Here is a 10,762-nt window from a genome sequence, read left to right on the forward strand (position 1 = left end):
CGGGGGCCGGGCTGACCGGGAAGGTGTCGGCCGCGCGGTGGAGCGCCCGGGCGAGCCGCATGTCGTCGTCGTTCACCGTCGGGCCTCCTCCTGCACGGCCTCGCTCCGCTGCGGAGGGACGGCGCCGGGGTCGCATCCGGTCACGGCCGGCTCGGCACGGAGCTTGCGCAGGGCGCGGGCGGCGTGGCTGCGCACCGTGCCCACCCTGGTCCCCAGGAGCGCGGCGACCTCGCTCTCACTGCGGTCCTCCAGGTAGCGCAGGACGACGACCGCCCGCTGTCGCTGCGGCAGCCGGGCCAGGGCCGCCATGAGCGCGGAATGCTCGGTGATCGAGTCGGTCCTCTCCGATGCGGCCGCCTCGGGGAAGCGGTTGGTCAGCCACTCCCGGGCCCGTGGCACGCGCAGCCGGTCCCGGTTGGCGTTGATCATGATGCGCCAGACGTAGGCGTCGGGATCGTCGCTGCGTCTCACCCGTTCCCATCGGGCATACGCCTTCGCCAGGGCTGTCTGCACCAAGTCCTCCGCGTCGTGGTGGTGTCCGGTGAGCAGGTGAGCGGTCCTGAGCATCCGGTGCCAGCGGCTGACCATGAATGCCCGGAACTCCGCTTCCGCGTCGGTCTTCACTCGGGTCCTCTGTTCGCCGTGTCCGGCCCCCGTCCGCCGTACTGCCCCGGTGCGCGATGCACCGGGGCAGTACGGAAGGCTCCGGTCACGGGGTCTGCGGTCGCGGTCAGCGTCCGGCCGGGAACATGTCGTACGCCAGGGTCGCCAGGACCTCGCCGTCAGGACCGTACGCGGTGACCGTGACGGTTCCCTGCGGTGTCCCGGAGCCGGCGGCGTCGAGGTAGTAGGTCCCCCAGCCCGGTCTGCCGGGCAGGCTCAGCACCCCCGCGTCCCGTTCGGCGCCGTCGGCCGTGCGCACGGTTATCCGGGAAGGCGGGGTGCTGGTGCGCCACGCGCCGGTGTACAGCACGTCGGCCCCGTCGACGGTGGTGCCGCCGCTGAGGCTCTCGGGCCGGATGTCGTCCCCCACCATCTGCCGGGCCTGCTCGACCGCTTCACGCACGTCGGTCCAGGCCACGACGTAGTTCTGCCGCCCCTCGGGCAGCAGGGCCATGACGGCGCCCTGTCCGATGCCCACCGGCTGGTACGGCTGCACGATCCGCGGCCCCGGGGCCGTCGTCGCACGGTCAGGGGCCTTCGCCGGTGCCGCCGCGTCCGCCGTGGCCGGCACCTGGGTGGCATGCCCGGCCGTCCGGTCCACGGCCACGGCCACCCCGGCACCGCCCGCCAGCACCACGGCCGTGGCGCCCACCGTGGCGAGCCGCCTCCATCCGCGCCTGATCTCCATCTGATGTTCCTCCTGCGAGTCCCGGTGATGCGTCTGTCGAACTCCTTGCACCACTCAGACGGACGCAGGGCCTCACATCTATGTCCTGCCGGGCGACTTTTCCGTGGAGTGGGCGGACCCTGCACGTGCCGGACGCCTGCCTTCGTCGCCGAGCGCGCCGAGCGGCTCCCGGCTCCGGCCCGCGCCCCGTGTCACGATGCCTTCATCGCCGCCCGCACCGTGAAGGACCGCCGTGAGCCCGAGCCCCGTCGTCCTGCGCAATGTCCGGCTCGTCGACGGGACCGGCGCCCCGCCGGTCCCCGACGGCGTGCTCGTCGTCGACGGCCCCGTCATCCGTTGGTGCGGTCCCGCCCAACAGATGCCCGACGATCCTGCCCTGCGTGAGGCGACCGGTGTGGACCTGGCCGGGCGGACCGTCTGCCCGGGGTTCATCGACGCTCACGTCCACTTCGCTCTGCCCGGCCCCGTGGAGAACCCGCTGACCGGGGCCGGAGAACTCGTCACCTACCGGACGCTGAAGGTGATCGAGCGGCTGCGGACCACCTTGCACAACGGAGTGACCACAGCGCGCGACCTCATGGGCCTCGACGCGGGCTTCCGCCGCGCCGTGGCCGAGCGACGCATTGCCGGACCCCGTCTCCTGGTCGCGGTGAGCATGCTCAGCCAGACCGCCGGTCACGCAGACTTCCGCCTGCCTGGCGGCGTCGACGCACTCGCCGCCGCCGTCGCGTTCCCCGGCAGCCCTCCCGGAATCGTCGACACCGTGGACGACATCCGCGTCCGGGTGCGGGCCCTTGTCGCAGCCGGCGCCGACTGCATCAAGCTCGCCGCCAGCGGAGGCGTCACCTCCCCGCACGACCAGCCCGATTGGCTCGGGCTGCGGCCCGAGATGATCCGTGCCGCCGTCGAAGAGGCCGACGCCTACGGGGGCCTGCCCGTCGCGGTGCACGCGATCGGAGAACCCGGTATCGCCGCCGCCGTCCATGGCGGGGTCCGCAGCGTCGAGCACGGCTACGCCCTGACCGACGAGCTCGGGGCGGTCATGGTGGAGCGCGGTCAGTTCCTCGTGCCGACCCTGCTGGAGACCATGGCCACGCCCGATCCCGCCCAGGTACCGCCGGCCGTGCACGCCAAGGCCGAGCGCTGGCACCGCATCGCGCAGGAGTCCGTCGCCCGCTCCGTCGATGCCGGAATCCGCGTGGCCATGGGTACCGACGCGGGCCTCATCGCCCCGCACGGACAGAACCTCAAGGAACTCGGTCTCCTCGTCCGGATCGGCGGCATGACCCCGCTCCAGGCCATCAGGGCCGCCACCGCCGACGCCGCCGAGCTGTGTGGGGTCGGCGACATCACCGGAAGCCTCGTGGCGGGCAAGGCGGCCGACATCGTCGTCTGCGGCCGGGACCCTCTCGCCGACATCGACGGCCTCGCCACGCCGTCGCTCATTCATGCCGTGATCAAGGAGGGACGGATCGCCATCGACCGCGCCGGGGTCCTCGCCGGCGCAGGCCTGCCCGGCCTGACCCCGTGAAGGCGTCTCACCGGCCGAAGGCACCACAGCCGCAGCGTGCTTGTACAGGTCCACCTGTCAGGCTCCGGTCCGCTACCGGAAGCGCTCGACGACGGGTGAGGAGTGGTGGACCCGCCCCCCCAGATAAGCGGGACTAATGATTTTCGGCGCAAAGACTAAATGGAACTTTCCGTTCCGGGCGAGGATGCTGGACCGCATGCAGCCACGCCTCCTTTCCCCTAGCTTCCTCGCCCTGTCCGGCACTGTGCTCCTCTGGGCCTCGGCCTTTCCTGCCATCCGGGTCGGGGTCGACGGTCTGGGAGTGCCGGCCCTGTCCTTCCTACGGATCGTGATCGCTGCCGTTGCCCTGCTGCTGGTGGCGCCCCTCGCGAAGGTCCGCGTGCCCCGGTCCCGCGATCTGCCCATGATCGCCTTGTGCGGGGCGACCGGGATCACCGCCTACCAGCTCCTGCTCAACTGGGGCGAGGTGAACGTGGCGGCCGGGACGGCAAGCCTGTTGATCGCGATCGTCCCCGCCTTCAGCGTGCTGCTGGGCAGCCTGTTCCTCAAAGAGCGGCTGAGCCGCAACATCGTCCTCGGCAGCGTCGTCGCGCTCGCCGGCGCGGCCGTCGTCAGCATGGCCAAGGGCACCGGCGGGTTCACCGTCTCCGCCCTCATCGTCCTGGCCGCCGCCGTCGTCCAAGGGGTGTACCACGTCGCCACCAAGCCCCTGCTGCGTCACTACACCGGCCTGGAGGTCGCCACCTACGCGATGGTCGCCGGCACGGTCTTCGCTGTGCCGCTGGCCCCGGCCACCTGGCACGCCGCCCTGCGGGCACCGGCCGACGCCCTGGTCTCCGCGCTCTACCTGGGCCTGCTTCCCTCCGCGCTCGGTTTCGTCATCTGGGCGTATGCCGTCGCCCGACTGCCGCTCGCCGCCTCCACCGCCGCCCTGTACCTGGTCCCGCCGGTGACCTTGGTCATCTCCTTCGTCTGGCTGGGCGAGGTGCCCCACGGCATCGAGCTGCTGGGCGGAGCGGTCGGCGTCGCGGGAGTGGTCCTGATCAACCGGCGCAACCAGGCACAGCGGCCCGGCAGTGAGCGGGGAAGTGCCGCCGGCCACGCGGCGGCCGACCACCCCGTGACCACGGACGGCGAGAACACCCGCCGCGGTCCGCACCGCATCGTGGAACCCGTCTCCGCCCCCGGCCCCGGCCCCGGCCCGACCAAGGAGTAGACCGTGCTCGATGTACGCCGCCTGCGCATCCTCCAGCACCTCGCCGCGTACGGGACCGTCGCGGCCACCGCGGAGGCCCTCCATCTGACTCCGCCGGCGGTCTCCCAGCATCTTGCCGCCCTGCAGAAGGAGGCCGGCACACCGGTGGTGGAGAAGCAGGGACGCACGCTGCGCCTGACGGCGGCCGGAGAACTGCTGGTGGCTCATGCCGAGATCATCCTTGCGGAACTCGCGGCAGCCGAGTCCGGGCTGGCCGCCCTGCAGAGCGGTCGGCGCGGCATCGTGCGGATCACCGCCTTCGCCTCCGCCGCCCGCACCCTCATCGCGCCCCTGTGGCAACGGCTGGCCGACGTCGATCCCACCCCGGAGCTGTCACTGCGGCTGTCCGTGCAGGAGCCCGACGAAGCTCTCGACGAACTGCACAAGCGTGCCACCGACCTCGCCCTGGTCCACAGCTACACCGTGCTGCCACGCAGCTTCTCCGCCGCCTACGAGCAGGCTCTTCTCATGGAGGAACCGGTGCTGCTCGCCCTGCATCCCCGCCAGGCCGGCGAGTGGGGTCTGCGGCCCGGCCAGCCGGTGGACCTGTCCCGAGCGGCAGACCTGCCCTGGCTCACTCCGGGACCGGAGACCTCCTGCTACGAGATGATCCAACGCGCCTGCGGCGCGGCCGGCTTCGTCCCGGACATCAGGACCCGCAGCGGCGACTTCAGCGTGCTGGCGGCCCTGGTCGCCGCGGGGGCGGGCACTGCCCTCATCCCTCGCATGGCACTTCCGGACACCACCGAGTCCCTCAGCCTCCACCCCCTGCTCCACCCCGTCTCCCGGTCCATCTTCACCGTCAGCCGCCCTGGAACCAGCAAGCGCCCCGACCTGCGGCGCGTCCTGCAACTGCTCCACGACCCGGCCGCAACCCCCGGCACCGAGCGACTCGCATGAACGGCGAGTCGGCCGAACAGTTCCGGGCCGACCTGATCATCCCGACCGGCAAGCGCAAAGGGCAGGCGTACCCGTTGTCCGGTTGGGCCGAGGACCGGGAGACTCCTGTGCTGTGAGCATGGGGATCTCTGGTTTCGAGCCGTCCTTCCTGATCGGGGTCGACGCGATTCGGCAGGCGCACGGGTCACGCCTGGCGATGCTCGCCGGTAGGCGGCTGACGGGGTTCGCGCTGGTGCGGTTCGCCGAGGACGGGGACTGGTTCGCCGACTGCCCGGTGGTGCTCGACTTCGACGGTATCCAGGTGGAGGTGTGCCACTGGAAGTTCGATGAACTCTCGATCGGCTGGGACACGATCGACACCGCGGCGACCATCACAGGGTGGGAATCGGTCGAACTCACGCCCCAGTGGTCTCACAGCGATGCAAGGCTCGAGCCGTTCGTCGGTCGGGTCCTGCGCGAGGTCACCCTCGAATGGCGGCCGGCCGGCCATGACCTGGCGGCTGGAACCGTGGCACTGGAGTTCGTCTTCGCCGGCGACCGCCTGCGGATCGTCAACGGCCTCGACGAGAACCGCATCGAGGTCGGTGCGGCCCACCCGGATCACGTCCGGCACAGGCTGGGCCGCTGAGCACGCGCGATCACGTCGTCGCGGAAGGGCTTCACGTCCACGCCGGCGGCGTTGAGACACATGACGCCGGTCGCCGCGGCGACGAGGAGGTCGCTGTGCTCCCACCGGTGACAGCGACCGAGGGTGTGTCCGCCGCCAGTTCGGCGTATCCCCGGTCGGGACGCCCCGCGTCCGCGTCGCGCTGTACGCCCTCCGGTCGGCGTGCTCCCCTGAGGGGGCCCGGCCGCGTGGTGCGCGGCGGGTCGGCTGTGCTCCCCGCACCCCCGGGATGGCCCCGGGGCGGCGGCTGTGTTCATGAAGGTGAGCCGGCCTTCCAGGTCGAGTGCGCGGCAGCCCACCGGCAGGCGTTCGGTGAAGTCCAGGCCGCCGAGGTCCGGGCAGGGTCGGCGTCGCGGGGTGCCGGAGCCAGGAGCAGGCGGGGTTCGTCGGCAAGACGCAGCGCACGGCCCGCCGGTCCGCCACGCGCCGGCCCCACCGCACATCAACCATATGGTGACGGCACCTCTCCCCCTGCCCGCTGACACGACTGGTGGTCACGGAGGCGGTATCGACCGGCGGGCGACCAGGGCAGCGCTGATGTGCTGGAGATCGGTGGGCCGGGCCGGTGACAGACCGGTCAGGCTGTGAATGCGGCGGATGCGGTAGTCGACGGTGTTGGGGTGGACGTGCAGGGCTGTCGCGGTGGTCCGCCGGTCCAGGCCGAGGGCGAGGTACGTCTCCAGGGTGTGCAGCAGCTCCGGCTTCGCCTCCAGCGGCTTCAGCAGTTGCGCCAGCCCGCGCAGCGCCTCGCTGGGCCGGCTGAGTTGGTACTCCAGCAGGACGTCGGACAACCGGTACAGACCTGGGGGCCGCCCCGTACGGGCCACCAGGCCGACGATTTCGGTGTTGCGGGCCACGGCGGCCGCGACCGCCACCGGCTCGGCGATCTCCGCAGCGGCGGTGATCGGAACCCCCGCGGTGCGGGCGGCCTCGTCAACGAGCGCGCACAGTCCGTTCGCGCTGTGCCACGGCAGTGGCTGGGTCGCGGGCAGCAACACGGTACCGCCGGAGGCGTCGAGGGCGGTGAGTACCGGTGCACCGGCGAAATGGTCGAGGGTGGTGCGGACACGGCGGATCTTGCGCCGGGCCGCGACATCGGCGCCCGGCCCCGACGACTGGGACTGTTCGTCAGGGTGCGGCCCCAGTACCAGCGTCATCGTCAGATACCGCGCAGCCGGGCGCAGACCGGCGGGATGGGTGAAACGCTCCAGGGACTCACCGGTCAGCAGGGCTGTCATCAGGGCGTGCCGGCCGCCGTGTTCCTGACTGTCGAGGATGCGCCGCGCGTCCAGGTAGGCACCGCTGACGGCGGAGGTGAGCTGCTGCTGGACGACCATGATGTGTTCCGTGATCTCCAGGACGGCGGCGAGATCATCGGGCAGTGCCCCTTCGACGGCTTCCTGCAGGCACATCGTCGTACCGACCTGGTAGGCGGTGAGGATCGCATCCAACGGCACGCCCTCCTCGGCGCGTTGGGCGGCCGAATCGCGCTGTTGGGCGAGTTCGGCGTCGGTGGCGGGGCGTCGGCACTCGACGAGGTCCGCGAAGAGCCGGAGATTGTGCTGCACGATGTCGGCGATGTCTCCTGAGACCTCCTCGTGGGGCAGTTCCGCGTAGACCGGCAGGTCGGCGAGGAGTCTGGCCACGACACGGCGGGCCAGGGCAGGAACACGGGCACGCAGGGAGGATGCGACCGGCCGCCCGGCGATGGACAGCGGTCCGGCAGACGGACCTGCGCAGCCGCCCCGGAGGTTCGTTCCGCCGGACAGCCGTTTGTCACGCGTCACAAGCTCCCCCGCGGAAGTCTGCGTTACCGACCAGTTAAAGGACGGCACGCGAGTCTGCATGATGACCGGCGTCACGCGCCATGCCCCCATCGCCGGAGGAAACACGTGAACCTGCCGCAAAGCAACGCACTTCTCCGTTCCGTCAGAGCGGTCATGGGCGCACTCGCCCTGGCCGGCCTGACCCTGGGTGCCGGCGCGGTGCCGGCCACCGCCGCGTCCGAGGACGCCCTGGCCTACGTCGCTCTCGGCGACTCCATGGCGTCCGGTCCGCTCATCCCGGACATCACCGGGCCGGTGGCCTGCGGCCGGTCGACGCACAACTACCCGCACGAGCTGGCGGAACGGCTCGGTGCGTCACTGCGTGACGTCACCTGCAGCGGCGCCAAGTCGAAGCACATGGCCGAGCCCCAGTCGCTCTCGCTGCTCGACATCCCCATGGGCTCCGCGGCGCCCCAGTTCGACGCACTGCGCGCGGACACCGACCTCGTGACCCTGACCATCGGCGGCAACGACGCCGGTCTGGTCGGCATCGCGGAGGGGTGCAGCACGCTCGACCCGAACGCCACTCCCTGCAAGGACCAGTACTACGAAGGCGGCGTCGACCAGGTGGGCGAGCGCCTCGCCACGTTCGCGCCGAAGCTGGGAGTCGTACTGGACACCATCCGTCAGCGGTCGCCGCAGGCCCGGGTGATCGTCACGGGGTACGGCCTCTACATCAAGCCCGGCGGGTGCTTCCCCCTGCAGCCGGTCCTCCCGGTGGACGCCGACTTCCTGCAGGGCAGCGTCAACCGGATGAACGCGGTGATCGCCGAGCAGAGCGCCCTGCACGGCGCCGAGTACATCGATCTGGCCACGCCCAGCAAGGGGCACGACGCCTGCCAGGCTCCGTCGAAGAAGTGGGTCGAGGGGTACGTGCCGACCTCTGCGGCTGCCCCGCTGCACCCGAACCGGAACGGCGAGGAGAACTACGCCGCCATCATCGCCGCACACCTCCAGGGGAGCTGATCCGCTGCGGCGTCCACTGCCGCGCGGGCTGCCGGCGGCGGCGCTGTGCGCCGCCGCCGCACTCGTCCCGAAAGCACTCGCCACCCGCCGGTCACCGTTCGCCTGGGACAGGGACAGGGACAGGATTCCGGGAGCGTGAGCGGGTGCCGGGATCGTGCAGGACGGCACCGGCCGGCTCCGTGGGCGGGCGGCGGAACATGGCGCGATGGTCCCGGGGTCGTCGGCCCGTGTGCCGGGCGAAGACCGCGCTGAACGAGCTCGCGTCGGCGTACCCGAGGTCGGCCGCGATGCGCGCGACCGTCCTGTCGGTCGACTCCAGCACATGCCGGGCCCGGCGGACCCGCGCGGACTGCAGGTACGCGAGAGGAGTCTGGCCTGCCTCCTCACCGAAGCGACGGAGCATCGTCCGCGTGCTCACGTGAAACGCCGCGGCGAGGGCGGAGAGGTCGTAGCGGGCCCCGATGTTCCGGTCGAGCCACCGCTTCACGGCGTGGGAGAACTCATGGCCCGCGACCGGCAGCAGCGCCGGGTCGACGTACGGGGCCTGGGTGGTACGGGCATCGTCGACGAGTGCCACGCGCGCGGTGCTGCGGGCGACGCCGGGGCCGTCCTGCTCGCGGACGAGCTGGAGTGCGAAGTCGTACATGGCACTGAAGGCGGCCGTGGTCGTCACCCCGCGATCGGTGACGACCAGGCGTTCGGGGCACACCTTCACGTCGGGGTACCGGCGGGCGAGGCGATCCGCGAACAACCACGAGGTCGTCGCCTCGCGACCGTCGAGCAGGCCGGCCTCGGCGGTGAGGAACGCACCGACGCAGATGGACACGACGGCCGCTCCGGAGACTGCCTGCGAGTGAATGGCCGCCACCTCGGGCCGCAGGTTCGCCAGCGCAGCCTCGAGATCGAGCGCGGGCGAGAGCTCGAAGCCCGGGACGATCAACACGTCCACCGGGTGCATGGCCGATACGCCGACGGTCAGGCCACCGGCCATGATCACCTGCCGCCTGGGCGAGACCACGGACACTTCGTACGAGGGTCGTGCCACCCCCTGCGCCGCGGCGACGTGACGGGCGAACACCAGCAGGTCCGGGACTCCGAACACCTCGGAGCCGAAACACCCGGGGTAGGCCAGCACTCCCAGTCGCAGCGAACTCACGCGTCCCCCTCCCCCTCCCCCTCCCCCGGCACGAGCGGGTGGCGATTTCGCCGCAGTATCTGGCGATGCCGCCGTTTCCGAGGGAGACAGTCTCTTGCCACGCTGCCCCTCATGACAACCGCGCACCTGCCACACGACGACTCCCTGGACGACTTCTCGCACCGCGTCATCGACATCGACACGGTCGGCAGGACGGTGCACGTCACCGGTTCGGGACCGGCCGTCGTCCTGCTGCCCGAGATGCCGGGGATCAGCCCCGACGTCGCACGCCTGGCACGCTGGCTGCGCGATGCCGGATTCCGCGTGTACCTCCCCTCGCTGTTCGGCGTCGACGGGGCCTACCCGAGCGCCGAGGCGGGCCGAGCCGTCTTCCGGCGTGCCTGCGTCAGCGCCGAGTTCCGTGCGTTCGCCGGTGGCGGCACCAGTCCCGTCGTGGACTGGCTGCGTGGGCTCGCGCGCCTGGCGCACGCGGAGTGCGGCGGGCCGGGCGTCGGCGCGGTCGGGCTGTGCTTCACCGGCAACTTCGCCCTGACCATGACGCTCGAACCCGCCGTCGTCGCGCCCGTGGTCAACCACCCTTCGCTTCCCCTCGACGACCCGGCAGGCCTGGAGATCGCAGCCGATGACGCCGCCCGCGTGGCCGAACGCGTCCGACGCGACGGCCTCAAGGTGCTCGCCTACCGCTTCGAGAACGACAGGTGGTGCACCGGCCGGCGGTTCGCGGCGTACCGGACTCTGCTCGGCGACGCCTTCGACGGCCGTGTGCTCGCGGACGACGTGGCGAACACCGACCCGCCGCCCTTCTTCCGCGATGTCGTCGGCTGCGCCCACAGCGTCACCACGGCCCATCTCGTCGACGAGCAGGGTCACCCGACGACGCGCGCCCGTGACGAGATCATCGCCTTCCTCGCCGAACGGCTGGGGACGGCCGTGCCCGGCACCGGGACCGAAGGGCCGAGCTGACGCAAGGGACGGGGCGTTCTGACGTCGGATAAGCTCTTTCTTGTCCGACGTCAGTTACTGAGGGCCGTCCGCCCCTCGCGGACGGCAGCCGGCACCCGCGGGAGCAACCGTTGAGCGACATCGCGCCGCCCGTCGCCCCGGCGGGCG

General features: G+C 71.6%; 10 protein-coding genes. 6 read left to right on the top strand and 4 right to left on the bottom strand.

Annotated elements, in window-relative coordinates; genetic code table 11:
• Positions 1–72: 72 nt before the first annotated feature.
• Together HW445_RS08525 and HW445_RS08530 are read right to left on the bottom strand one after the other, a co-directional pair.
• On the bottom strand, positions 73–624 hold the full coding sequence (locus HW445_RS08525) for a SigE family RNA polymerase sigma factor (RefSeq protein WP_180220418.1): 552 nt from the start codon (positions 622–624) through the stop codon (positions 73–75).
• Positions 625–730: 106 nt separating this feature from the next.
• A complete protein-coding gene (locus tag HW445_RS08530) occupies positions 731–1,351 on the bottom strand; it encodes a hypothetical protein (protein WP_180220419.1) in 621 nt (206 codons plus the stop codon).
• Between the two features lie 232 nt (positions 1,352–1,583).
• Between HW445_RS08530 and HW445_RS08535 the strand changes: the two genes are divergently transcribed.
• The 4 genes from HW445_RS08535 to HW445_RS08550 all read left to right on the top strand — a co-directional run bounded on the left by HW445_RS08535 (position 1,584) and on the right by HW445_RS08550 (position 5,665).
• The gene (locus HW445_RS08535; protein ID WP_180220420.1) at positions 1,584–2,882 is read left to right on the top strand and encodes an amidohydrolase family protein; all 1,299 of its coding nucleotides are present in this window, start codon (positions 1,584–1,586) and stop codon (positions 2,880–2,882) included.
• A 196-nt stretch (positions 2,883–3,078) separates the two neighbouring features.
• On the top strand, positions 3,079–4,098 hold the full coding sequence (locus HW445_RS08540; protein WP_180220421.1) for a DMT family transporter: 1,020 nt from the start codon (positions 3,079–3,081) through the stop codon (positions 4,096–4,098).
• Between the two features lie 3 nt (positions 4,099–4,101).
• On the top strand, positions 4,102–5,037 hold the full coding sequence (locus HW445_RS08545) for a LysR family transcriptional regulator (protein WP_180220422.1): 936 nt from the start codon (positions 4,102–4,104) through the stop codon (positions 5,035–5,037).
• Positions 5,038–5,155: 118 nt separating this feature from the next.
• Positions 5,156–5,665 (top strand): hypothetical protein, encoded by a 510-nt coding sequence (locus HW445_RS08550; RefSeq protein WP_218956727.1) that lies wholly within the window; start codon positions 5,156–5,158, stop codon positions 5,663–5,665.
• Between the two features lie 533 nt (positions 5,666–6,198).
• Here the strand turns inward: HW445_RS08550 and HW445_RS08555 are convergent.
• Complete coding sequence (locus tag HW445_RS08555) at positions 6,199–7,419, bottom strand: CdaR family transcriptional regulator (protein WP_257230933.1); 1,221 nt, start codon at positions 7,417–7,419, stop codon at positions 6,199–6,201.
• Positions 7,420–7,644: 225 nt separating this feature from the next.
• On the opposite strand from HW445_RS08555, the gene HW445_RS08560 reads away from it, so the two are divergent.
• Positions 7,645–8,496, top strand: coding sequence for an SGNH/GDSL hydrolase family protein (locus HW445_RS08560; protein WP_180220425.1), 852 nt, complete (start codon positions 7,645–7,647; stop codon positions 8,494–8,496).
• A 91-nt stretch (positions 8,497–8,587) separates the two neighbouring features.
• Here HW445_RS08560 and HW445_RS08565 read toward each other — a convergent pair whose 3' ends face one another.
• Entirely contained in the window at positions 8,588–9,652 is a 1,065-nt protein-coding gene (locus HW445_RS08565; RefSeq protein ID WP_180220426.1) for a GlxA family transcriptional regulator, read from the bottom strand.
• Between the two features lie 111 nt (positions 9,653–9,763).
• Between HW445_RS08565 and HW445_RS08570 the strand changes: the two genes are divergently transcribed.
• Positions 9,764–10,615: a dienelactone hydrolase family protein gene (locus HW445_RS08570; protein ID WP_180220427.1), complete on the top strand. Its 852-nt coding sequence runs from the start codon at positions 9,764–9,766 to the stop codon at positions 10,613–10,615.
• Positions 10,616–10,762: the final 147 nt, after the last annotated feature.

This window comes from Streptomyces sp. UH6 (assembly GCF_013421635.1).
Classification (GTDB): Bacteria; Actinomycetota; Actinomycetes; order Streptomycetales; family Streptomycetaceae; genus Streptomyces; species Streptomyces abyssomicinicus.

Coding starts and splice junctions, on each gene's coding strand:
- HW445_RS08530 (WP_180220419.1), bottom strand. CDS start 1,351: ATGGAGATCAGGCGCGGATGGAGGCGGCTCGCCACGGTGGGCGCCACG.
- HW445_RS08540 (WP_180220421.1), top strand. CDS start 3,079: ATGCAGCCACGCCTCCTTTCCCCTAGCTTCCTCGCCCTGTCCGGCACT.
- HW445_RS08550 (WP_218956727.1), top strand. CDS start 5,156: ATGGGGATCTCTGGTTTCGAGCCGTCCTTCCTGATCGGGGTCGACGCG.
- HW445_RS08560 (WP_180220425.1), top strand. CDS start 7,645: ATGGGCGCACTCGCCCTGGCCGGCCTGACCCTGGGTGCCGGCGCGGTG.
- HW445_RS08570 (WP_180220427.1), top strand. CDS start 9,764: ATGACAACCGCGCACCTGCCACACGACGACTCCCTGGACGACTTCTCG.